This window comes from Aerosakkonema sp. BLCC-F183 (assembly GCF_041929145.1).
Lineage (GTDB): Bacteria > Cyanobacteriota > Cyanobacteriia > Cyanobacteriales > Aerosakkonemataceae > Aerosakkonema.
The window spans coordinates 312,821-336,887 of the sequence record NZ_JBHFNU010000087.1 but is presented as its reverse complement, the minus strand read 5'-3'; the positions used below and the strand labels follow the sequence as shown (position 1 = coordinate 336,887).

The following is a 24,067-nucleotide window of genomic DNA, read 5'->3' as shown; positions in this document are numbered from 1 at the left end:
GCTTCGGTATGTTAAAAATTAACCGCAGATGAATACAGATACACGCTTCGGAACGCAGATAAGATACCGCAGTTAGATTAAGTAGGGTGCGTTAGAGCGATCGAATTAATGATTATCGCCCAAATTCTACACCTCTAACGCACTCCCAATAGTTCCCAATCACCGCAATCCTTTTTCTCGCAACAACCCATCAGCCCAAATAGCATCCTCTCCCTTTAAAGGTGGTATACTCGGCTGAGTGTAATCCACTGCTAAATCAAATCCCGCCCGGTCATAGACGCCATTTAATAAAGTTTGCAATTCTACCTGAACTTGTACATCCCCCGATTGCAAAGGTAAAGCGAATGGTGGAATTTCATCTCTTACCGTAAAGGCATAAAGTTGAGATCTGGGTCGTCTATCCCCTCGGCTGACCAAAATGCGATAATCTGACTGAGTGCCACCCCGAATCGGCATAGGAGTACCGCCTCTAAGCAAGTCAATTTCTACCAAATGTGTGGGACTTGCTAGCACTTGCTGTCGCTTGCTTTCATACGCTTCTCGTCCAACTCCCGCACGTTTATTTTTAGGAGAAAGGATTTCTATCACTGTAATTACCCGACCCGTTCCTACTTCTCTAATTTCCAAATAGCCTTCCCTAGTTTCTTCAGACATTGGTACTGTTACTGCGATCGGTTCGTAACGTGAAGGAAGAGTTACTGTTGAAGCGGATTGGTTTGCACCTGAAGGTTTAGAAAATACCGTTACATCGGGAATTCCCACTAAGTCGTCATCTTCGACTTCACTTAAATAAATTCTTTTTTCAATTGCTACTCGATATTTAGGACGAACTGGAGGTGCTATGGCATCCGCGATCGCAGTAATTAATCGATGATGTACTTCTGGCCACAATTCAGGATTTTCTAAGTATGGGTCTACACCTGGGAATGGGGAAGGCATTATATCACCTCAACGGATAATCATGTGTAGATTGTCTTATCTTTATTGTAGGCGATCGCCCCAAATCTCCTCTTCTCCAGCTTGTTTTCAAATAGAGAGTTATAAAAAAGCTCTCAGTCAAACTGACTGAGAGCTTTTTGTCGTAGCAATTAAGGTATGTTAATCTGAGCTTTTTTTACTATTTAACCCCTGATTGCTAACCTTCCAAAGCTGCTACTAAGATATTAACTAAACGATGATCCGCTAATTTTTTAAATTCTTCAACTCCTATTAGCTTTATAGTATCAATTAACCGTTTTTTTAGAGGACTGTGTTCGATGGCTTTAATGGCTTCTTCCACGACTACCATCTTTTCAGTTGGTGTGTTGGTCGGATAAGTTTGCTCAAGTTTTTGTAAGAGTAGCTGAATTTCTTTGGCTGTTTCAGCTACATTAACTTCGGGAGATAAATTAGCCAAAACATTCCCCCCTACCAGATTTCCAATTGCCCAATTACCTTCGTTGTTCCATTGACCACCGACTATCCTGATATTTTGCGAACCTTGCGAATTAGACATATTAAAAATCTCCCTCCATCGTGTTAATTTAATTTTTTTTTAGAGCGTACCCTTACCATAAAAAGATTTTATTTGGTCTTTTGTCATAACATTATTTACCCGTTGGTTAACTCCTAAAGTAATTAGTATGGGACTTACATTGTTATCAACAACTGTTTGTTTATAAAGCTTTGATTGTTCTTCTGTAATAAAAAAAGATGTTTCAAACACCAACTCTGGTTTCTCTGTATTTCTTACCCAAGCCAAAACTATTAAAGAGTATTCTTTCGCTTGAATGTCTATCTTTTCTCCTGTTAGTGGACTCCAATCAAAACGAATAAATTTGCTTATACTTGCGTGAGCCGCTAGTGCAATAGGTCTGGCTATTTCTACATCCTCCCAACGATTTTCCCCTTTAACAACTTCGACAAAAGTGTTCCAAACCATATCAAAATATTTCGTGGGATCATCTTTACGGCCAATAATGATTCTGACTTGATGAATTGAACTCCCCTTGGGACTCCAATTATAAAAAGTAATCGGCACATAAAATGAAAGCCCACCCCATAATCTTTTGGAGCCAATATCCAAATAACTGTTAAGAATTATTAAATTACTACCTATTAACATTTTAGGCTTGGCTGGCCTAAAGTAAGCAAAATAAGCTACACTCATCGATAAAATTAAGCTGGCTAAAGCTATGACAATGGAATAATATGATGTGGCCATAAATTCGGGCGAAAGTTTAGGGGCGGCTGACAGCAAAAAACAGGACTTACTTTGATTATAACTTATATAGCCTTAATTTGGTAGAGTCGCTCCCCAAAATATTGCCTATACAATTCAAACCGAGGCTTCACCTCATTTCCATGCAATTGCACTAACCCCAAACTGTGCAATTTAAACGCCAAAACCGACTCCAAATCAACAGATATGCTGCTTGTTACCACCTTGCTAAATGCAGATGCCAAGTCTGGATGTTCTTGCAAATTCCACAAATGTCGCCGCAGATGATCGCCGTAAATTCCCGCTTCTGTAGGCGCACTTTCTATTAATTCATCTAGCGTTAATTGCTGCTGTGCAATATGATATAATGCTAATCTGACTAAATAAGGATGTCCCCCCACAATACTCATCAATCGTTCGATGTGATTTGCTTGCCAATTCAATCCGTGCCGCATCGCTAAGTCTTTTACTTGCTGTTGGTTAAACTCGGATAGTTCAATTGGCAAACCCACATTAAACGGCGATTGGTTGACATTCAGCGGGATGTAAACTTCGGTTGAATGTACAACGACCAATCGCAATTTTTCCCAGAGAGCGCTGTCGCTATCGCTATAGCCAGCTTCCTCATACCACGCACGCAGCAACCCAAAAAAATCGTCAGCAATATGGGGATATTGGAAAACGCGATCGACTTCATCCAAACCCAGTAATAGAGGACTATTTATCTCCGGTAAAATACAATCTTCAAAGTAAACAGTACAATTATCCTTGCTCCCATAAGTATCAGTCCAATAATCATCTATTTGGCGATGCAACCGCAGCTTGCGAGAAATTTTAACACAAAACCACCGCAACAGTTCATTCAAATTATTAAAAACATTTGTATCTGCGTGCTGAAAGCTCAGCGGTACCGTGCGATATCCATGTTCCTTTGCTTGAGAAAGAATTCTCGCCATCAGCGATGTTTTCCCCATTTGCCTCGGCGCTTTAATTCTAATCAAAGCTCCTGGCTGTAAAATCGCCTTATAACATTGAGCTTCATAGGGAATTCGCTCCACATAAAATGCAGAATCCAAACGAACTTGACCGCTGGGTAATTCAGGTTCTGCTACTGGCAAAGGCGAAGGGATTTGGGATTTGGGATTTGGGATTTTGGATTGTACAGATGTTTCAAGAAATGTCTCTACAATATCTATTTCCGATTCTTCTGTACTTGCAATTCCCCAGTCTTCATTATTTGCCAATAAATTGAGAATTTCTTGTATAATAATTGGAGTATCATTTGATGAAACCCATTCCCGTTGTCGAGTTCCGTGCAGGTAAGTGCGTAAATCGTGATTTAGCTGCAAGTTTGGCGGACAATCGATCCTCAACTGTAATGCGATCGGCTTACTCTCTCGACGAGAATCGCGCAACTCTTTAACACGTCGCAACTCCTCAATTACCATTTCGCTAACCGCAGCTTGTGGAGATAACAGCAGCAAAAAGTAATCGCACTGCTGCAATTCTAAATCGATTTGAGAAAGCCAGTCTGTGTCGGGATTTCGATCCTGGGGATAAAATCCTGCCATATTAGCCATAAACGCTTTATGTCCAGCCGCAGAAATAGCTTCATAAAGTTGTCCTGCTAGATTAAAGTCTGGCGACTGGCTGCGGTAACTGATAAAAACTCTCTTAATTTTAACTTCCTTGCTTTCCTCCTCCCTTGTTCTTTTCTTGTCTTTATGTGGTGGGTCAGTGTTCTCGCTGGCGCTGACGCGCTCGATCGCTCTTTCTAAGGCACCTCTAAACTTTTTTTTGCTAACTTTTTCTCCCAAAACACTAGAAAGTTTCTGCCATAACTTGTAACCAACATATTTCTCTACATATTCCGGATTAAAAGGGTATATCTCCTCGTAGGTCTGTCCTTGCCAAGACCCCATAAAAACTTGCCTTTCCAGATCGTTTAGGTGTTTGCCAGTTTTGGTATAAATTAAGTCATCAACAAACTCTAACGCTCTCTTAACATCCATATTTATTTTTTCACCAATTTTTATGATTGTATACAAAGCATAACTCTATCAAAGAAGCCTGGGTTTTATGAGGTTTCATGAGGTTTCATGAGTTAATAAAATTTTCATGCGAACAATTTCTTTTAGAAAGCCATGCCGAGTTGCCAAATCAAGCTAAATTTATGAGTTTTTTTGGTTACGCTATCCGGAAAATAGTGGCAAACTGATGATAGTTGTTATCACTTTGGACATGGTAAATAAACAATGAGGCGACAAGCGATTTTAATAAATCCAGAATAAAAGCCTGTTTCACCTGGTTATTTACGATAAAAAGAGTCTTCGCATAAAACCAGAGCCTGTAAAATTTGACTCCCTTAGTTGAATACATTTGCTGAACTTAGATTGTATCAGAGAAATAGCGATGTTCAGTCTCACAGAAAGCATAATCAATACCTGCGTTGAACGGCTGCAAGCAGGTTACCGCCACACTTACGGCAACCTCAAACCAGAATATGCTGACCTGATTGGTTGGTTTGCTAGCATGGCTTTGGAAAATATTGCTAATAGTAACGCTCTTTATCACAACATCGAACACACCATTCTGGCGACCTTTACGGGACAGGAAATTTTGCGGGGCAAGCATATTCGCTATGGTAGCGTGTCTTGTGAAGACTGGTTGCACGTCATCATTTCGTTGTTATTTCATGACATTGGCTATGTCAAGGGAGTCTGTCTGCAAGACAGACCAAAGGAAAGATTCTATGACAAGGGAATAAATGGTGAGATGATTTTTTTGCCAGCGGGTTCCACTGATGCCAGCCTCACTCCCTACCATATAGACAGAGGAAAAACTTTCTTTGAAGATCGTTTTTCCGAGCATTATCTGATTGATATCGAACTAATCAAACAAAATATTGAAATGACCCGTTTCCCGGTGCCTAATGATGAATATCATCAAGATACAGTTAACTATCCCGGTTTAGTTCGCGCTGCCGATTTAATCGGCCAATTGAGCGATCCGCATTACTTGGAAAAAATGCCGGCACTGTTTTACGAGTTTGAAGAAACAGGAGCTAATAAAAGTTTGGGATATCGTCATTTTGGAGAATTGCGTGCTGGCTATCCAAAGTTTTTCTGGAAAGTTGTGTATCCTCTCATCCAAGCAGCACTGCATCATTTAGAAGTTACCAAAGAAGGTCAACAGATTGTTGGTAATCTCTATAAAAATGTCTTAATCGTGGAACAAGAAATTGAAGAAGAAAATCAGATCGTAAAAAATGAAGAATTTGAAAATGAACGGTCGTATGTAAGCGTAGCGGCTGAGCAGTTAATGTGCGATCGCGTGGGTTGTCAGGAAAATAAAAACTTGAGGGTGGATATAATTAATAAGCAAATTTTTGAGTTTAACAGCCAACTGCTAAATTTTCTGGAACGTAAGAAGAGAAGATGTTATTTCTCCAATTATTAATCGAGAGCCGATGAATTAACGGGAAACACGGTCTAGAAATCTTGCTCATTGGGATGGGTTCTGTCAATATGAGTAAAGCGGCGCTATAACCCCTGACAGCTACTGCAATTCAAGCAGTCTGTCAGTGACAATCAATCAGGAGATTTTTATCATGTCCATTCCCCCCGGCTATACTCAGCTGACTTTTCACTTCATCCACGGTCAGACAGAAGCATTTAATATCCCTGTGTCGCCAGAAGAATTTCAGCAGCAAATGCAGAGTCTGTTAGAAAAACCTTTATTTACTCTGCATCTGCGAGATCAAACCGTTGTTATCCGTACCGCCGAAGTGATCAAAGTAGAGATTAAGCCTCCCCTGTCTCAACTTGAAGGTGAAGGTGTTTTTCCGAATTCCGAGCGCGTCACCGCATTGACTCGCAGCGGACGGTAAGCGTGCTTGTATAAAATCTAACTTTGGAGAGATGGAGAAAATGCCACCAGCTGTTAGTTTAATTCAGGCTAGTTCTTACGAGCTGCGTTCCTTGCGATCGTCTCTAGAAACTCTGCTGGAACCGCTGGGGGGAATAACCTCATTTGTCAAACCGGGCGATCGCGTTTTGCTCAAACCTAATTTACTCACAGGTTCGCGGCCTACCAAAGAGTGCGTCACTCGTCCCGAACTGGTTTACTGCGTTGCACAAATGGTACAAGCAGTCGGTGGCAAGCCTTTTTTGGGGGATGGCCCCGCTTTCGGCAGTGCGATGGGAGTGGCAAAGGCTAACGGTTATTTACCTCTAATTAACGAACTGAATTTGCCGATCGTTGAATTCCACGGACAGAGGTACGAAACTGTCAGTACGCAATTCAACCATCTGCTGCTATCCAAAGAGGCAATGGATGCTGATGTGGTAATTAACCTGCCCAAACTGAAATCTCACGTCCAACTAACTATGACGATGGGCGTCAAAAACCTGTTTGGTTGCGTCCCCGGCAAAATGAAGGCGTGGTGGCACATGGAAGCTGGTAAAGATGCCAACCGCTTTGGGGAAATGTTGGTGGAAACAGCGCGGGCGATCGATCCCGACTTAACTATCTTAGATGGTATTATCGGTCACGAAGGCAACGGCCCCAGCGGTGGGGAACCTCGGTATTTGGGTCTTTTGGCGGCGTCGCGGGATGTGTTTGCACTCGATCGCGCTATCTTGGAAATCCTCAACGTTGACCCCAGCTTAGTGCCAACAGCTGCCGCTGCCATGCGCTTGGGGCTTTGTCCCGAATTGGCAGCGATCGACTTTCCCCACTTACGTCCGGCGGATATCCAGGTTAATGACTGGAAACTACCGGAAGCCCTGGTAGCGATCGACTTCGGTTTGCCACGGGTGATCCAGTCCACCTTCCGGCATCTTTACATTCGCTTCATCAAAGAACCGATGAGTGCCTACGCAGGCCGCTAGTTCAGCCTTTGTTTGTGTAAAAATACTTACTATACCAGAGATCCAGGCAGATTTGACTGCGTGGATCTCTATCTTTAGAGAGATTTACATTGAGATTGTTTTCTAGGAAACAGTATCCCTAAAAGCTATTGTTAAAATTGTAAGTGTGGGACTAAATTAGCCCCACGTCTTGTTTGTAATTCCAACTGAATTGGTTAACAATTCAGTTAAAGCATCTTCTTTTATGAACTCAAGTGACCAGGCTGCCAACTCTCCTGACCGACCGTCGCCAAGGCTGGCAGATATTTTGGGAACAGTCATAGCTTTGCTAACCCTGACGTTGCCCCTCTTTGTGATAGCTCATTACTCTTCAAACCAGGTTGAAGTTTTGCAACAGATAACCTATCCGCTACCAAACCAGAGGGAATGATTGAAAAGGATACTACGTTTCGGGGACAGCTTTGACTGTAAAAACCTAGATGCCCAGTTAATTTTACGGCATCTAGAATTAAACTTTTCTCACGCAAAAGCTGCACCACAAAACTTTACAGACGGTGAATTTGCCGTCTGTACCGGTCTGGCGAACCCAGAAGGTACGGTGGACAAACAGCCCATCGCTAATACTAATTGCACCCACGGAAGACTTGGTGACCGATATTCCCCTAGAATGCTACACGGGGGTTGTCGAGACTCGTTACGTGTGTAGTTCGCTTCACCCCGTATTTGCTGTAAACTTAGGAGTTCCACTGTGGACTTATCCCGCATACCTGCCCAACCCAAACCGGGTCTGATTAACGTTTTGATTGAGATAACCGCCGGTAGCAAGAACAAGTACGAGTAGTGCGATTCGTTGAAGCCTGAATCACGGTAAACAGCCCGTACATAAGGCTTCCAGCCAATTCTACCCCCGTAGAAAAGGTTGAACTCTCGGTCTGATGTAGGTGAAAGTCCTACCCACCAGACTCAGGTGTGACTCCTTATCTGCCCACAGTGACCAAGCTCGATTCTTGGAGGCTGAAGCTGGGAACAGGGCGTAATCAGACATCCGTTGCGGGGTGACACTGACGCTAACAGGGAGTTCCTACGGTGAAACAGAGCCTAAAAAAGCAACCTAACTTGGAGCGGGGCGCAACAACAAAACCCCGACTTTACTGGAGACAATTCCCGCCACGCGGTACTCGTACAGTGGTAAGAGTCCAGGGAATCCAGTGGTTGAAGTGGCTACACCTAACGGAACAATCAATCTAACCGAGGGAACGAATAAAAACGAATTGAGGGTCTAAGGGGAGGTCGAACCCCTTTGTAGGTCAGACGAGCGACGGAATCCCCTCAGTTCGGGTAGGACAGACCGTAATTGGTCTGAGGCATTCAGAATACACTTGCCTGGAGCAGAGCATGATTAGACACATGGACAACCATAGTGAATCTTGGAGAAAGTTACCCTGGAAGCAATTCCGCCGTAACCTATTCCGCCTACAAAAGCGCGTGTATAAAGCTATTCAAGTTGGTGACAAGCGGAAAGCAAAGTCCCTAATGAAGCTTATTCTGAAGTCCACAGCAGCAAGATTACTGGCTATCCGGCAAGTAACGCAATTGAACGCTGGCAAAAAGACGGCGGGAGTAGATGGTAAAGCTTCCCTAACCTTTGAAGAGCGGTTCGCCCTAAACGAACAACTCAAAGAAGTAAACACTTGGAAGCACAAACCTCTACGAGAAATCCCAATCCCCAAAAAGGACGGGAAGACCCGCATCCTAAAAGTCCCCACCATCGCAGATAGAGCTTGGCAATGCCTAGTGAAATATGCAATGGAACCAGCCCACGAAGCAACCTTCCACGCTCGGAGCTATGGCTTTAGACCAGGACGCTCGGCACACGATGCCCAGAAATTCCTGTTCCTGAACCTCAACTCCAAAGCCAACGGAATAGAAAAGCGAGTCCTAGAACTCGATATTGAAAAGTGCTTCGATAGGATAAGCCACAAGTCCATCATGGAAAGGCTCATAGCCCCATCCGGGGTAAAGCTAGGTATCTTTAGATGCCTAAAAGCTGGAGTCAACCCGGAGTTTCCCGAACAAGGAACTCCGCAGGGAGGAGTGGTGAGCCCCCTACTTGCCAACATCGCGTTGAACGGAATAGAGGACATCCACCAGTCGGTGCGGTACGCAGACGACATGGTTATTATACTCAAACCCAAAGACAACGCGGCACAAATCCTAGAAAAGATTAGCCAATTTCTTGCCGAACGTGGAATGAAGGTGAGCGAGAAAAAGACCAAGCTAACCGCCACGACAGACGGATTCGACTTCTTGGGATGGCACTTCAGAGTGCAATCCAACGGAAAGTTTAGATGCGTCCCATCAGCGGACAACTTTAAAGCCTTCCGTGAGAAAGTTAAGACCATTGTCAACAACTCGAATTATGGTGCTACGGTCAAAGCCGAGAAATTGGCTCCCGTAGTGAGAGGATGGAGAAATTACCACCGCTTCTGCAAAATGGAAGGGTCACGGTTCTCGCTGTGGCATACCAGTAACAGAGCGTTTAAGGTATTCAACAAGGAATCCAAACAGAATCGCCATACCACTACCGAGTTAGTGAAGAAAGCTTTTCCAAGCGTTCCTTACTCCAAAAACAAGTTTGTCAACGTAAAAGGTGAGAAATCCCCATTCGACGGTGACATAGCCTACTGGAGCGAGCGAAACAGCAAACTCTACGATGGAGCAACCTCTCAAGCTCTCAAAAAGCAACACCATAGATGTGGACATTGCGGCTTAAAAATGCTTAATGACGAAAAAGTACATCTACACCATGTAGATGGAAACCACAACAATTGGAAGAAAAATAATCTTCTAGCCGTTCACGAAAGCTGCCACGATTCCATCCACATGAGCAAAAGCGAAAGCTAAGAATGTCGGGAGCCGTGTGCGGGGAAACTTGCACGCACGGTTCTAACTGAGAGGGGCGGGAGATAATACTCCCCCTCGACTCAACCCGATAAAGAACTGCAAGCTTTTGCTTTAGACCGGGTACTATACTCTTCTGTCCAGTATCCCTATGACTACGGTTTTGTGCCCAATACTCTCGCCGATGATGGCGATCCCCTCGATGGTATGGTGATGATGGATGAGCCAACCTTTCCGGGATGTGTGATTGCCGCACGACCGATCGGGATGCTAGAGATGATCGATGGAGGCGATCGCGATGAGAAAATTCTCTGCGTACCCGATAAAGACCCTCGGTATGCCAAAGTTCAGTCTCTTCAAGATGTCTCGCCGCACCGCCTGCAAGAAATTGCGGAATTCTTCAAAACTTACAAAAATCTAGAGAAGAAGTCTGTCGAAATTTTGGGTTGGCAAGATGTCGATCGCGTTATGCCTTTGGTCGAAAAGTGCATTAAAGCTGGTAGCTGAAAAGTCGGAATTCAGACTTCTTAACCACCTGAATTAACACATGAACTTTTCGGGGTTGGAAATAGTCTCTCTAGCCCCCAGTCCCTAGCCCCAACGCCCTAACTATGCAGCGATCGCTCCTTTTAGCCAAAATACACAGTTGCACCATCACGGCGTCCAACCTCAACTATATGGGAAGTATCAGTATAGATAAAGCCCTGTTGGATGCCGCTGGGATATTACCCTACGAACAGGTGCAAGTTGTCAATATTGCCAATGGAGAAAGGTTTATCACTTATGCGATCGCTGCACCTGTCTATTCAGGTGCAATTGAACTCAATGGCGCTGCTGCAAGGTTGGGGATGCAGGGCGATCGCATCATCATCATGACTTACGGACTATTCACACCGGAAGAGGTAAAAAATTACAACCCTAAAGTTGTCATGGTAGATGAAAGAAATCGCCTTTTAGAAGTGCGTCGTTACGATGAACTGCCTAGCAGATTTGACACTAAAACTTTCTGATATTTTAGACTTTTCCACCGCAATCAATCGATAATTTCCTGGCATCTGCGAAAATATATCCCTTTCTTATCTGCGTTTATCTGCGTTCATCTGCTTACATCTGCGGTAAAAATTTAACCCCCGATCTCCCACAGATAATCTTTCCCATCACTCATATACTACCAATGCCACCGGACATGATATGAGTCAACTACTTGTTGCATATCTGTCGGACTGTTACAATTCCACAGCATACGCGCCTCTTTCTCTCCGACTGGGATAGCTTGTACGGGTATTTCTTTCAGCCAAGTTTGAAAAGAGCGTTCGCCTTTTTGTATAAATTTATGCAAATCTGGTAAAGCTTCGCGGCGGTAGAAGGCGCACAAAGGTTCCCAAAGCTCAGCCCGTCGCGGTACGACAGCTAAAATATGAAGGGGTATGTGAGATAATTGACTTACCCAGTTTTGGAGAATTTCTGGCTCTAGCAAAGGCAAATCGCAAGCTAGTAGTAGTATCCAGTCAGCCGTAATTTCTGCCAGTCCCTCAGCCAATCCCACCAAAGGGCCCTGACCCGGACGAGATTCTTGTAAAAATTTATACTTTTTATTCACAATAGCTTGATAGCGATCGGGCCAAGGAGTCAGGATGTAAACTTGCTGGCAACACTCAGCTGCTACTTGACAAACTCGCTCAAGTATGGGTGTGCCATCCCAAAGCATCAGTGCTTTATCCTGTCCCATTCGAGAACTTTTACCCCCAGCCAGGATAAGTGCAGTAATAAATATAGTATTATCCGGATTCAATGAATAATTACTCTCCCAAACATATCAGGCTTGGTAGACTAACTGAAAAGACGCCACAGCATCGCGGATTTCTTGGAGTTTTTTCGCCGCTTGTCCGTTAGTAAGCAAGTTTTTAGTTTCGGCTATACCTGAGTGCATATCTGGACAAACGCCACAATTCCACAAGTAAAATCCACCATTCCATATTGCAGATTGCATCATTTCGGATGGTTTTCCTTGCCATACAGATTGGATTTCCTCTACTAATTCCGCAGTGGAATTAAACACAGGATTTTTGTTACTAAAGTTGTAGTCGTTGTGCGATAAATGCAGGCGTTCAAACTCGCTATTGGGTTTCGCAAGGCCAATAATTGCGGTGCGATCGCGTGGCAAATCGCAACTTCCCTCCAATCCCTTTACCGTAGTGAAATGTTGCGTTCCTCGCAAAGCAAAGGCTTCGCGGAACATATTTTCAGTGGGAGGATGAACAAAACCAGACACAATATGTGCATCTCCCGCATAGGGACTCCACATTAATTCCATTGTCGCAAACGGAGGACGCTTGCCAATTTGCTCTCGGTAAGGTACTAATCCAGCTGCTTCGGGAAAATGTCTACAAATGTAGACAAAACCCAAACCTGTTTTTTCAAATACCTGTTGAGTTTGGGAGATATCCAGTTTAGACCAATCAACACCTAATCCCTGCCAGATCTCAATCAGGGGAACACCTTCTTTGGTGGGCATTCGATCTCCCCCGTGCATAATTACCGGCACTCCAGCTGCGGTCAAGATTAAAGCCGTTAACGGATTAATCGGTGCCGTGCGATCGCGCCCATCGTAAGGTATTCCCAAAACTACCACCTGTGGGGTAGGCATCTTGCCTGCCATACTGATGGGTTGCAGTTTTGGCCCCAATTCGGCATACGCATCCAGCATTCCAGCTAATTCTTCACCAGTAGGACGCTTGATGCGGTGGGCAATCATAAAAGCGCCGATTTGTGCGGGAGTTGCTTCTCCCAGCAGCATCATTCGCGTTGCTTCTGCTGCTTCTTCTCGACTTAAATTCTCTCCAGTATGGGGACCGCTACCAATTTTTCTCAGGTGTTCTCTAAAAGCTTTGCTCATAACAAAAGGGGCTGGGGGCTAGAAAGTCAAAAGTTAAAAGGGGCTAGAGCGTCGGAACTTGGGGAAGAGAGGCTAGGGGAAACAGAGGCCCAAGAGCGTCGGGAAGAGGGAAGAAATTCCTACTTTTGACTTTTGACTTTTGACTTTTGACTTTTCCGACGCCCTTTTTTATATTGCAATACTCTGCGGCAAAGAAGCAGTCATACTGTTCGTTGGTGAGGAAATGCTGAGCAATTCAGTTTGGAGACCGATTAACTTGTGAACTAGGTGACGGAAATGTTTAATTGGTGGAATTTGAATGCGATCGCACGTTGTCACCAATACTACTTGACGCTTCAAAGTTGGTTCGCCAGTCGATCGCACCACCAGCGTCGGGTCGTAATGGGCATCAATCACAGCTGTTTTGGGCAGTAAGGCGATCGCATCACCTTGTCGCACCATACCTCTAAAGGCATCCAGCGTGTTCAGTTCCAACACTGCATTCATGGGTGCGCCCAAACGCTGAAATTGATCTTGGACTAAACGTTGCATTCCATAGCCCACCTTAAATACGACTTGCGGGTAACGGGTGATTTCCGACCACGGTATCCGTTCGTACATTGCCAGGGGATGGTTTGCCGCCATTAAAACTTCTATAGGCTCAGTATAAAGTACATCGACTACCATTTCCGGACTGGCGGTTAAAAAGCGATTATTCATCACAATGGCGACATCGACCAGTCCATCTTTGAGGACTTTCAAAGCGCGATCGCTACCCAGGGAAGTCACTCGCAGTTGTACTGCTGGATACTCCTGACAAAACTTCTGCAATACCGGCGGCAAATTATAAGCGCAGATAGAAGGAATAGCGGCTACACAGAGTTCCGGTTGTTTCCCTGCCAGCAACTCCGATAATTCCTGCGTCGCATTATTCCACTCCTGGCAGATTTTGCGAGCGCGGGGTAAAAAGCGTTCCCCTGCCAGGGTTAGTTTTGCCTGGGTACTCCGGTGAAACAGCTGCAAACCAAGATCTGTTTCCAGGGACTGAATCTGCCGACTGATCGTGGATTGGGTAACGCCACATTTTCGCGCTGCTTGCTGAAAGCTACCTGTTTCAGCGATCGCCAGAAATGCCTGTAACTGCTCGACGCGCATGATGATGTAGCTCGCTTGACAATTAGGTGTTGCTTTGACCTTAGCGGATCTGCGACTGTATTTTAGTAGATTTTGATACAGCCCAGGATGGGATCTGGGATATCAGATCGAATTTTCAACCGAAAATCTAAAATCTAAAATTCTTGAAGGGCGATCGCAATTCCTTGTTTCCATTCTTGTGTGAGATTTTCGTTGGCAGCCAGCTGCTGTAATTGTACAAGTGCGGTGGGAAATTTTTTGAGCGCCGCCGTTGCGTGCAGCCTTACCCCCAAATCTGGATCTGCCAGCATCTCAATGAGAGGATGTATTGCTTGGGGATGTTTGAGCTGTCCCAAACTGATTGCCAAAGCTTGTTTGACACTGGAATCTTGAAGTAATGGATGCTGGGATTTCAAAGCATCGATTAAAATGCTCGCGGCGTCGGGTGCTAAATGCGGTTGTTCCACTCGTCCCAGAACAGTTACTATTTCTTGATATATCGCGATCGGTGCAAAGGTAAGAGCTGCTTGTAAATGTGCCAAAGCCTTCGGCGTTTCGATCCAGCTTAAAGAACGAACGCATTGCAGCTGTAACGACATTGCTAGCAAAGGCGAACTCAGCACTTGAAATAAAGCATCAGCAGCGGCGTCAGTTCCCAGGCGTCCCAACGTACTGGCGGCGGCGGCGCAAACTTCTGGGTTAAAGTCCCAAAGCAGAGGTACGATTTGACTGACCAAATTTAATTGCTTCTGTAAGTCAGACCGCAGTCCCAAACCAATTATCGCTTCCCGTCTGACTGGCGCAGCTACGTCCTTGAGAGCATTTAGCAGTACTGGCGGGATGCGGGAGTCGTGAAAACTGCTGAGCGCTTCGATCGCAGCTGCACGCACCGATATTTGCTTATCCTTAACAACACCTAACAGAGGGGTAACGATTTCGGAACGGCGGATATGGGAAAGACTGCGTACCGCCAACAGGCGCGTTTCTTCTGCTGCTAGTAAATCCGTCAAAGCTGCGATCGCAAAACGAAAAGCATGATGTTTCTGCGCCGATTGTCCCAAATTAGCCAACGCTTCTGCCGCCATCGCGCTTAGTTCTTCCGTTTGTGACGTTTTCAGAATTTCCACTAAAGCGGTGACCGCTTCTGGGCTGTCAAATTCTGCTAATATGCGTGGCACAAACCAGCGCAATTCTTCTTCTGCTTCTTCGTCTTTCAAAATCGCAATCAGAGGCGCGATCGCTCTATCTCCCAAGCTGGGAAACACCTTCGCTACATCCCAGCGTTCTTGAAAATCTCCTTCTGTCAAAATCTCCAAAGCCCAATCCAGTAAACGTGTAACGTCCGTTGCTAGCAAATTTTTACGTTCTAGCATCTGACTGAGGTATTGATTTAGCAATGTCCAATTTTCTTGTTTGGCTGCAATAGTTGCTTGTTCTAAAACCTTCATCATCATCTGCTCAACTTCCCACTTGACTTTCGCTTAACCATTTGACCTTATTTTCAGCAATTTTATCTTTAATGATTTTGTCTTTTCCATTGTCAACCTTATCCTTAAATTTATAGATTTTATCCCGAATGCCTGTCTCTATTAAATTTGACAAAATCAAAAGCAATATTTTCAACTTAACCTGCCTTATCGCAATTTTTACAAAAAATCGCCCCCTGATTTTTAGAGGCGATCGCTTTCTCACATTGGAGGTTTGGAATAGGTCTAATTAATATTAAAGCTATTTTGTTTCCTCAAAATTTTTGTATAATTTTATACTATATTTCCCCTTCTTATGCAGATAATAAATAATTTTGATGTTATTTTTGCATTACCTTAAAGTCTTGCCTTCATGCAAAAACAGCATCCTTTTCATACGTTTTTTTCATATTTAGAAACAATTTGTAATCAACGATACGAATTGAAACAAATAGTGTCGATAACTTAATACTAACAATCCAAAACACATAACTTAGGCTTATATATCGGGCGGCAAACCCAGTACCAAAAGCCACATTCACGTTTTAGCTTTGCGTAAGCATTCAGGCGGTAATTCCAGAGGCAGGTTAGCACGAGGGATAATTCATGACAAACGCAGCCACAGCAACGGCGAGTCTGAACAAATTTGAAAAATTCAAAGCGGAAAAAGATGGCTTAGCAGTCAAAGCCGAGCTAGAAGACTTTGCCAGGATGGGCTGGGAAGCAATGGATGAAACCGATCGAGAGCATCGGCTGAAATGGTTGGGCATATTCTTCCGTCCTGTCACCCCTGGCAAGTTCATGATGCGGATGCGGCTACCCAACGGCATCATCAGCTCAGATCAAATGCGAACCCTAGCCGAAATAGTACAGCGGTACGGTTCGGACGGCAATGTCGATATCACCACCAGACAAAACTTTCAGTTGCGCGGTATTCGTATAGAAGACTTACCCGACATTTTCTGTAAGCTCAAAGCAGTAGGCTTGACTAGCATCCAGTCAGGTATGGATAATGTCCGCAACATCACCGGCTCACCAGTAGCAGGTATTGATGGGGACGAACTGATCGATACGCGGGGACTCTGCCGTCAAGTCCAAGATGCGATTACCAATAACGGCGAAGGTAACCCTGCGTTTACCAACCTACCCCGGAAATTTAATATTGCGATCGCTGGATGCCGCGACAACTCAGTTCATGCCGAAATCAATGACATTGCTTTTGTTCCCGCTTATAAAGAGGGAATTTTAGGATTTAACGTGCTAGTCGGTGGCTTTTTCTCCGCCAAACGCTGCGAAGCTGCTGTACCGCTAAACGCTTGGGTTTCACCCAGCGATGTGCTGCGCTTGTCTCTTGCCATCCTAGCCGTATATCGAGACAACGGCTTGCGATCGAATCGGCAAAAAGCGCGTTTGATGTGGCTCATAGATGAGTGGGGAATTAACAAATTCCGAGCCGAAGTAGAAAAACAGCTAGGACAATCCCTACAAACAGCAGCAGAAAAAGATGAGATCGTTTGGGAAAAACGCGACCATATCGGTGTTTTTCGCCAAAAGCAACTGGGTTTGAACTACGTTGGCTTGCACATTCCTGTCGGGCGACTGTATGCCCAAGATATGTTTGACCTGGCAAGGATGGCAGATGTTTACGGCAGTGGAGAAATTCGCCTCACAGTCGAACAAAACATCATTATTCCTAATATCCCGGACACTCGGTTACAAGCTTTCTTAGCCGAACCGATATTGGATAAATTTTCCATCAACCCAGCACCATTAAAACGGACGTTAGTTTCTTGTACAGGGGCGCAATTTTGCAACTTTGCCCTCATCGAAACTAAAAACCGGGCCCTGGAAATTATTCAGGAATTGTCAGCCGAGATATCTGTAAGTAAACCAGTACGGATTCACTGGACTGGTTGTCCAAATTCTTGCGGTCAACCCCAAGTAGCCGATATTGGTTTAATGGGAACCAAAGTCAGAAAAAATGGTAAAACTCTCGAAGGAGTTGATATCTACATGGGCGGCAAAGTAGGCAAGGACGCTCATCTGGGTAATTGTGTAATGAAGGGAATTCCTTGCGAAGATTTGAAGCCTTTTTTAGTTGATTTATTAATCGAGCATTTCGGCGCTCGGTTAAAGTCACAGCAGGTTACCTGTGCTTAATTTAAACTGAGGCAAACAGCAAGCGATCGGGCAGATTTAAATCTCAAAATATTTTGCGCCCGATCTACCCGATCTCCGGTAAAGTAAGCAAGTTTTCTTGAGCTAGTTGCATTTTGCTACAAATGATACTTTTTGGAGAAAAATTTTAGTGTAAAGTATGGGTTAAGTGCCAGCTTTTTATTAAGCAGAAAAGTTTCTAGCTTTATCCAAATTAAATCTGCCCTACTTACACTCTACCGATTTCTGCGGAGGCAATAATTAACGCCGTCCCAGAATTCCCTATAAGGGTTGTGCAAAAATATTTGTAGCGCAACAACAAACCACAACCGCAGAATTAGTTACCGACAGGTGAATGAAAATGACCAGATTTACGAGAAGGCAATTCATTATTACAGCAGGAGCAACCGCAGCCGGTACTTTACTCGCACACGGTTGTACTTCCAACTCCGCCAATACAACTTCAACAACAAATTCGACTTCATCTCCCTCCGCAGTTCCTGCTGTAAATGTCAGCAACGGCGACGCTCCAGAAGTTACTGCGGCCAAGCTGGGATTCATTGCTCTCACGGACTCTGCCCCTTTAATTATTGCTAAAGAAAAGGGCTTATTTGAAAAATACGGTATGAAGGATGTGGAAGTCCTCAAACAAGCTTCCTGGCCGGTAACTCGCGATAATTTAGAACTCGGTTCTCAAGGCGGTGGTATTGATGGAGCGCATATCCTCACCCCCATGCCTTATTTGATGAGCTTGGGACAAACAAAGACCAAGCAACCAGTCCCCATGTACCTTTTAGCCCGGTTGAATACTAACGGGCAAGCAATTTCTGTTGCCAGTACTTATAAAGAATACAAGCTGGGTTTGGATAGTAAAGTACTCAAAGAAGCCTTTACCAAGCAGAAAGCTGCTGGCAAAAACGACCTTAAAGTTGCGATGACGTATCCTGGCGGTACGCACGATTTGTGGATGCGTTATTGGTTAGCAGCTGGTGGTATTGATGTAACGAAACAGGATATTGTTTCTGTGATTCCGGTTCCACCACCTCAGATGGTCGCGAACATGAAAACTGGTAACATGGAAGCATTTTGTGTGGGCGAACCCTGGAACGCACAGCTGGTAAACCAAGGCAAAGGTTACACAGCTTTAGTTACCGGAGAATTGTGGAAAGACCATCCAGAAAAAGCATTTGCGATGCGTGCAGATTGGGTAGATAAACATCCCAAGGCAGCAAAAGCTTTATTAATGGCTGTATTGGAAGCGCAGCAGTGGTGTGACAAGCTGGAAAACAAAGAGGAAATGTGCCAAATTCTCTCGCAACAGAAATGGTTCGCCGTACCAGCAACAGATATTATCGAACGCTCTAAAGGCAACATCGATTATGGCGACGGTCGCCCATTAGTTCAGAGCAGTCCTCTACTGATGAAGTTCTGGTCAGATTCTGCTTCTTATCCCTATAAGAGTCACGACACTTGGTTTTTAACTGAAGATATTCGCTGGGGGTATATTCCGGCTGATACAAAGATTAAGGAACTTGTTGATAAAGTAAACCGCGAAGATTTGTGGAAAGAGGCAGCGAAAGCTTTGAAAGTTGCGGATGCGGAAATACCGACCAGTTCATCTCGTGGTGTGGAAACTTTTTTCGATGGTGTTAAGTTTGACTACGAAAAACCAGAAGATTACTTGAAGAGTCTAGCTATCAAGAAAGTCTAGTATTCGTCATTAGGCATATGCCATTATTCAGCACTTAGGAAATGGCATATGACTAATAGATTTTAAGTATTAATCGGTAATAGGAGATAAGAATGACGGCTCAAATGCAAAGAAGGTCTCATATACGCAGAGTGCGAAATCCTATAAGTGGATTTATGCAGAAGAATTCAGCAAAAGTAATTCGCCCGTTAATTGCACTCTTCGTTTTTATGGTGATATGGCAAGTGCTTTGTCCTCCGGGTTCGCAAGGTTTGCCAGGGCCATTACAAGTTCTGCAAGACACTTGGAACCCCTTGATTATCAATCCTTTTTTTGATAACGGCGGTACAGATAAAGGCTTGGCATTGCAAATATTTGCCAGCTTGCAACGGGTGGCGATCGGCTTTTCGCTAGCGACGGTGATAGGAATAGGTTTGGGTATCGCGATCGGTGCTAACAAATTCTTGTACGACGCTCTAGATCCCATATTTCAAGTAGTGCGTACAATTCCACCTTTGGCGTGGCTGCCCATTTCTCTTGCGGCATTTCAACAAAGCAATCCATCAGCTATTTTCGTAATTTTTATCACAGCGATATGGCCGATTATTATCAACACTACGGTCGGCGTACAGCAACTGCCGCAAGACTACAGAAACGTCGCCAGAGTCTTGCAATTGTCTGGGCCTGAGTACTTCTTTAATGTTTTGTTCCCAGCGACAGTTCCGTACATTTTTACAGGTTTGAGAATTGGCATAGGTTTATCTTGGCTGGCAATTGTGGCAGCAGAAATGTTAGTAGGTGGTGTTGGCATCGGTTTCTTCATTTGGGATGCCTACAACAACTCTCAACTCAGCCGAATTATCATCGCCCTGATTTATGTTGGTCTAGTGGGATTATTACTCGATCGCCTAGTCGCCTACATCGCTTCGATAGTCGTCCCAGCAGAACATAAATAGGCAAGTCAAAAGTCACTCAGTCAAAAAAGGGCGTCGGGGTTAGGGGTTAGGGGTTAGGGAAGAGCAAGAGGGAAAAGTCACTCATTCAAAAGTCAAAAATTAATTCTTTCGCTCCCCTGCTCCCCTGCTCCCCCGCCCCCCCACTCCCCCACTCCCCCACTCCCCCACTCCCCCACTCCCCAACGCTCTCAATTAATTATGTCTGTATTCGTAGAAGTCGATCACGTAGACCGCATATTCTCTTTACCGAATGGTGAGAGTTATGTCGCCCTCAAAAATATCGAATTGAAGATAAAACAGGGTGAATTTATCTCCTTAATCGGACACTCTGGCTGCGGTAAATCCACGTTGCTAAATACGATCGCAGGTTTGGATCGCCCTACAAAAGGCGGCGTTATCTTAGAAGGGCGGCAAGTTACCCAGCCTGGGCCCGATCGCATGGTGGTGTTTCAAAATTATTCGCTGCTACCTTGGCTGACGGTGCGCCAAAATATTGCTTTGGCTGTCAATCGAGTCATGCGACGTCAACCTAAAGGCGATCGTCGCAGCATTGTCGAACATCATATAGATTTGGTAGGCTTGCGACACGCAGCCGATAAGCGCCCCTGCGAATTGTCCGGCGGGATGAAACAGCGAGTGGCGATCGCTCGCGCTTTAGCCATTCGTCCCAAGTTGCTGCTATTGGACGAACCGTTCGGTGCTTTGGATGCCTTAACGCGGGGTGGCTTGCAAGAACAGTTGATGCAAATCTGCGAAGAAAGCCATGTCACCTGCGTAATGGTAACTCACGATGTCGATGAAGCGCTACTGCTGTCCGATCGCATTGTTATGCTTACCAATGGCCCAGAATCTCACATCGGTCAAATATTGGAAGTTTCCATTCCGCGACCTCGCCACCGCATGGAGGTAGTAAATCATCCCAGTTACTACAACTTGCGTAACCAAATGATTTATTTCCTCAATCAGCAAAAGCGGGATAAGAAACGCAAGGTCAAGCAAACAGCAGCAGGCAATACCAATACCAAAGGTGCGATCGTTTCTCAAACCAGAGAAAAACTTAACTTAAACATTGGTTTTCTTCCCCTGACAGACTGCGCCCCCCTGGTAGTTGCCCAAGAGAAAGGATTGTTCCAAAAATATGGATTAGAAGAAGTCAACCTCCACCGCGAACAAAGCTGGGATGCGATCGCAGAAGGTATCGCCACCGGACGTCTAGATGCCGCCCCAATGGTGACGGGTATGCCTTTAGCCATGACTTTGGGTATGGGTGGCAACACTCCCATCCCCGTAATTACTGGCGCAGTCCTCAGTCGCAACGGTAACGCGATTACCTTAAGTAATAGATTATTCGAGCAAGGGGTACGCACGCTTAAAGATTTTAAAGAAGCGATCGCCAAAAATAAAGATCGAGTTTACACTCTCGGCATCGTTCACGAGTCCTCAATGCACAATCTGATGCTGCGTTACTGGCTAGCTTCCGGAGGTATCGATCCAGACCGAGATGTCAATCTGGTAGTTGTGCCACCAGAACAAATGGTGAAGCACCTGAAAGCTGGCAACATCGACGGTTACTGTGTGGGGGAACCTTGGAACTGTCGCGCCATTTACGAAGGTTTGGGTTTTGCGATCGCTACCGACCTGGATATTTGGCCGGGAAATCCCGAAAAAGTGCTGGGAGTGCGGGAAGATTGGGCAGATCGGTTTCCTGAAACTCATATCGCTCTGCTCAAAGCTATCTTAGAAGCTTGCGCCTATTGCGACGATCGGCGCAACCGCGAAGAAATTTTGCAATGGTTGTGTCAGCCGAATTATGTTGGTGTGGCGGCTGAATATATTCGTCCAGGTTTCTTGGCTCACTACAACCGAGGTACTGGCGCACCGACTCAACTCCTGCCCAGATTTAATCTGTTTCACTACGACAATGCCAACTGTCCGGGTAGGGTTGAGGGGTTATGGATCTTGACCCAGCTGGCGCGTTGGAATATTACTCCTTTCCCCAAGAACTGGATCGAAGTTTTGGAACGAGTGCGTCGGGTAGATTTGTTCGGTGAAGCGGCGCGTCAGTTGGGATGGCCCGATATCGAACCCGATCGCAAACCTTTCCCACTCTTTGACGGTGTAGTGTTTGACCCGGACGATCCGCTCGGCTATCTCAAACGCCTGACTATTTGCCGCGAGTTTAGCATCCGAGAAGTCATCATCGATCGAACTGCAACTGAGGCAGCTTAACTTTTTCCCTCTGATGTCAACCCAAAAAATGGGACCCATGTGTCCCATTTTTCCGAGAACCAAATTTTGTCGCCAATTGGCGACATTTTTCCAAAAAAGAAAATTCTTTCGTCCCACCTTACCCTCGTTCCCTGTCCTATGCAAACTGCAACTACTCTCCAAAAACAGCCAACTCCAGCAAAAGCGCCCATCCTAGAGATCGAGAACGTTTCCAAAATTTATGCCACACCCAAAGGCCCATATACAGTTCTGGAAGATGTGAACCTCACCGTTTACGAAGGCGAATTTGTCTGCGTCATCGGTCACTCCGGGTGCGGTAAGTCTACGCTATTGAACATGGTGGCAGGTTTCAACAAGCCGACTGATGGAGAAGTGCGGTTGCGCGGTTCCCGCATTACCAGACCTGGCCCAGACAGGATGATGGTGTTCCAAAATTACGCGCTTTTGCCTTGGAAGACGGCTTTCGATAACGTTTACCTGGCAGTAAAGGCGGCGCATCGAAACAAATCCAAGCTTGAGAAAATGACTATTACCAGGCAACATCTGGAGTTGGTGGGACTGACAGAAGCTGCCCACAAGCGCCCCAGCCAGCTGTCGGGTGGGATGAAACAGCGAGTTGCGATCGCACGCGCTTTGGCTATGCGTCCGGAAATTTTGATTTTAGATGAGCCGTTTGGTGCTTTGGACGCCATCACCAAGGAGGAGCTGCAAGAGGAGCTGCTGCAAATTTGGCGGCAAAACCGCGTTACTGTGTTGATGATTACCCACGATATAGATGAAGCGCTGTTTCTTGCCGATCGGGTAGTGATGATGACTAATGGCCCGCACGCCAAGATTGGTGAGATCGTGGAAGTTCCTTTTTCGCGTCCGCGCGATCGGGCCGCCATTATGGAAGATTCCCAATACTACGAACTGCGTAATTACGCCTTGGACTTCCTCTTCCGGCGCTTTGCCCATGCAGAATAAGGGGCTAGGGAATAGGGGATAGGGGCTGGGGGAAGAGAGAGTGGGGGAGTGGGGGAGCGGGGGAGTGGGGGAGCGGGGGAGCGGAAGAATTAATATTTTCTCTTTTCCCTTTCCCCAATCCCTCTTCCCTCTTCCCGACGCCCTAGCCCCTATTCCCTATGCCCTATTCCGAAAGGTGCAATTGATGTAGAAACAGCATTATTCATATGCACTGAACTCATATTTACCCTATTTTTGTAACTCTGTATACGAATTTGCCCTTGTAATTCCCATAGCGTAGCTAATAGACAAATCAAGAAAGCAGCACAGCTGGCTCAATACAGATGCAAATGCCTGCACCCAATCAAGTCAAACTTGTTCGCTGGGAAGAACTTTTGAATCATGCCTTTATTTCTTCTTATTCCTCCCAAGGCATAGGCAATACCTCTAAAGATAGATATGCGAGAGTAAGCTTAAGCTTTGTAGCAAAGTCTACGAAATTAATCGATCGGAATGTTTAATCTAACAGAAAAGAAATTCAAATCACAGGCTCAGAAGTTAAGCAATTACGCTAGTGACATACAAAGTTCGCACCTTTGACATACAAAAGCCAAAAGTTGCAAATAGAGTATTGTTGCCAAGT

The 24,067-nt window shown here is 45.2% G+C and carries 21 protein-coding genes and 2 pseudogenes; 13 read left to right on the top strand and 10 right to left on the bottom strand.

Annotated features, from left to right (window positions below):
• Positions 1–159: 159 nt before the first annotated feature.
• The 4 genes from ACE1CD_RS26460 to ACE1CD_RS26445 all read right to left on the bottom strand — a co-directional run bounded on the left by ACE1CD_RS26460 (position 160) and on the right by ACE1CD_RS26445 (position 4,212).
• Positions 160–939, bottom strand: a complete 780-nt coding sequence (locus ACE1CD_RS26460; protein WP_374793087.1) for a DUF4058 family protein — start codon at positions 937–939, stop codon at positions 160–162.
• Between the two features lie 196 nt (positions 940–1,135).
• Entirely contained in the window at positions 1,136–1,495 is a 360-nt protein-coding gene (locus ACE1CD_RS26455; RefSeq protein ID WP_374793085.1) for a hypothetical protein, read from the bottom strand.
• Positions 1,496–1,534: 39 nt separating this feature from the next.
• Positions 1,535–2,203, bottom strand: coding sequence for a hypothetical protein (locus ACE1CD_RS26450; RefSeq protein WP_374793083.1), 669 nt, complete (start codon positions 2,201–2,203; stop codon positions 1,535–1,537).
• A 62-nt stretch (positions 2,204–2,265) separates the two neighbouring features.
• Positions 2,266–4,212 carry an AAA-like domain-containing protein gene (locus ACE1CD_RS26445; RefSeq protein WP_374826749.1) on the bottom strand — a complete coding sequence of 649 codons (1,947 nt, stop codon included), beginning with the start codon at positions 4,210–4,212 and terminating at the stop codon, positions 2,266–2,268.
• Positions 4,213–4,612: 400 nt separating this feature from the next.
• Here ACE1CD_RS26445 and ACE1CD_RS26440 point away from each other — a divergent pair, with 400 nt between their 5' ends.
• The 3 genes from ACE1CD_RS26440 to ACE1CD_RS26430 all read left to right on the top strand — a co-directional run bounded on the left by ACE1CD_RS26440 (position 4,613) and on the right by ACE1CD_RS26430 (position 7,092).
• Positions 4,613–5,659 carry an Npun_R2479 family HD domain-containing metalloprotein gene (locus ACE1CD_RS26440; RefSeq protein WP_374826748.1) on the top strand — a complete coding sequence of 349 codons (1,047 nt, stop codon included), beginning with the start codon at positions 4,613–4,615 and terminating at the stop codon, positions 5,657–5,659.
• A gap of 151 nt (positions 5,660–5,810) precedes the next feature.
• A complete protein-coding gene (locus ACE1CD_RS26435; protein WP_374793080.1) occupies positions 5,811–6,089 on the top strand; it encodes a hypothetical protein in 279 nt (92 codons plus the stop codon).
• Positions 6,090–6,129: 40 nt separating this feature from the next.
• A complete protein-coding gene (locus ACE1CD_RS26430; protein ID WP_374793078.1) occupies positions 6,130–7,092 on the top strand; it encodes a DUF362 domain-containing protein in 963 nt (320 codons plus the stop codon).
• Positions 7,093–7,248: 156 nt separating this feature from the next.
• Here the strand turns inward: ACE1CD_RS26430 and ACE1CD_RS26425 are convergent, their stop codons facing one another.
• Positions 7,249–7,392, bottom strand: coding sequence for a hypothetical protein (locus ACE1CD_RS26425; RefSeq protein ID WP_374826747.1), 144 nt, complete (start codon positions 7,390–7,392; stop codon positions 7,249–7,251).
• Positions 7,393–7,819: 427 nt separating this feature from the next.
• On the opposite strand from ACE1CD_RS26425, the pseudogene ACE1CD_RS26420 reads away from it, so the two are divergent.
• The 4 genes and pseudogenes from ACE1CD_RS26420 to panD all read left to right on the top strand — a co-directional run.
• A pseudogene (locus ACE1CD_RS26420) lies at positions 7,820–7,909 on the top strand (inorganic pyrophosphatase); the annotation flags it as partial.
• Positions 7,910–8,466: 557 nt separating this feature from the next.
• Positions 8,467–9,975: a reverse transcriptase domain-containing protein gene (locus ACE1CD_RS26415; protein ID WP_374826746.1), complete on the top strand. Its 1,509-nt coding sequence runs from the start codon at positions 8,467–8,469 to the stop codon at positions 9,973–9,975.
• 87 nt (positions 9,976–10,062) lie between these two features.
• Positions 10,063–10,479, top strand: a pseudogene (locus ACE1CD_RS26410) (inorganic diphosphatase); the annotation flags it as partial.
• A gap of 104 nt (positions 10,480–10,583) precedes the next feature.
• Complete coding sequence (gene panD, locus ACE1CD_RS26405; protein ID WP_374793074.1) at positions 10,584–10,982, top strand: aspartate 1-decarboxylase; 399 nt, start codon at positions 10,584–10,586, stop codon at positions 10,980–10,982.
• A gap of 158 nt (positions 10,983–11,140) precedes the next feature.
• Here panD and ACE1CD_RS26400 read toward each other — a convergent pair whose 3' ends face one another.
• The 5 genes from ACE1CD_RS26400 to ACE1CD_RS26380 all read right to left on the bottom strand — a co-directional run bounded on the left by ACE1CD_RS26400 (position 11,141) and on the right by ACE1CD_RS26380 (position 15,673).
• Entirely contained in the window at positions 11,141–11,764 is a 624-nt protein-coding gene (locus ACE1CD_RS26400; RefSeq protein WP_374793072.1) for a molybdenum cofactor guanylyltransferase, read from the bottom strand.
• 24 nt (positions 11,765–11,788) lie between these two features.
• Positions 11,789–12,868: an anthranilate phosphoribosyltransferase family protein gene (locus tag ACE1CD_RS26395; protein ID WP_374826745.1), complete on the bottom strand. Its 1,080-nt coding sequence runs from the start codon at positions 12,866–12,868 to the stop codon at positions 11,789–11,791.
• Between the two features lie 168 nt (positions 12,869–13,036).
• A complete protein-coding gene (locus ACE1CD_RS26390) occupies positions 13,037–14,002 on the bottom strand; it encodes a LysR family transcriptional regulator (RefSeq protein ID WP_374793068.1) in 966 nt (321 codons plus the stop codon).
• Positions 14,003–14,136: 134 nt separating this feature from the next.
• Positions 14,137–15,435, bottom strand: coding sequence for a HEAT repeat domain-containing protein (locus ACE1CD_RS26385; RefSeq protein WP_374793066.1), 1,299 nt, complete (start codon positions 15,433–15,435; stop codon positions 14,137–14,139).
• A 4-nt stretch (positions 15,436–15,439) separates the two neighbouring features.
• Complete coding sequence (locus ACE1CD_RS26380) at positions 15,440–15,673, bottom strand: hypothetical protein (protein ID WP_374793064.1); 234 nt, start codon at positions 15,671–15,673, stop codon at positions 15,440–15,442.
• A gap of 380 nt (positions 15,674–16,053) precedes the next feature.
• Between ACE1CD_RS26380 and ACE1CD_RS26375 the strand changes: the two genes are divergently transcribed.
• From ACE1CD_RS26375 to ACE1CD_RS26350, 6 genes are all read left to right on the top strand, one after another.
• Positions 16,054–17,607, top strand: a complete 1,554-nt coding sequence (locus ACE1CD_RS26375; protein WP_374826744.1) for a ferredoxin--nitrite reductase — start codon at positions 16,054–16,056, stop codon at positions 17,605–17,607.
• A 358-nt stretch (positions 17,608–17,965) separates the two neighbouring features.
• The gene (locus ACE1CD_RS26370; protein ID WP_374826743.1) at positions 17,966–19,315 is read left to right on the top strand and encodes a CmpA/NrtA family ABC transporter substrate-binding protein; all 1,350 of its coding nucleotides are present in this window, start codon (positions 17,966–17,968) and stop codon (positions 19,313–19,315) included.
• A 155-nt stretch (positions 19,316–19,470) separates the two neighbouring features.
• The gene (ntrB, locus tag ACE1CD_RS26365) at positions 19,471–20,250 is read left to right on the top strand and encodes a nitrate ABC transporter permease (protein ID WP_374826741.1); all 780 of its coding nucleotides are present in this window, start codon (positions 19,471–19,473) and stop codon (positions 20,248–20,250) included.
• 198 nt (positions 20,251–20,448) lie between these two features.
• Positions 20,449–22,479, top strand: a complete 2,031-nt coding sequence (locus ACE1CD_RS26360) for a nitrate ABC transporter ATP-binding protein (RefSeq protein WP_374826740.1) — start codon at positions 20,449–20,451, stop codon at positions 22,477–22,479.
• Positions 22,480–22,617: 138 nt separating this feature from the next.
• Positions 22,618–23,445: an ABC transporter ATP-binding protein gene (locus ACE1CD_RS26355; RefSeq protein ID WP_374826739.1), complete on the top strand. Its 828-nt coding sequence runs from the start codon at positions 22,618–22,620 to the stop codon at positions 23,443–23,445.
• A 329-nt stretch (positions 23,446–23,774) separates the two neighbouring features.
• Positions 23,775–23,945 carry a hypothetical protein gene (locus tag ACE1CD_RS26350; protein ID WP_374826738.1) on the top strand — a complete coding sequence of 57 codons (171 nt, stop codon included), beginning with the start codon at positions 23,775–23,777 and terminating at the stop codon, positions 23,943–23,945.
• The last annotated feature ends 122 nt before the right edge of the window (positions 23,946–24,067 follow it).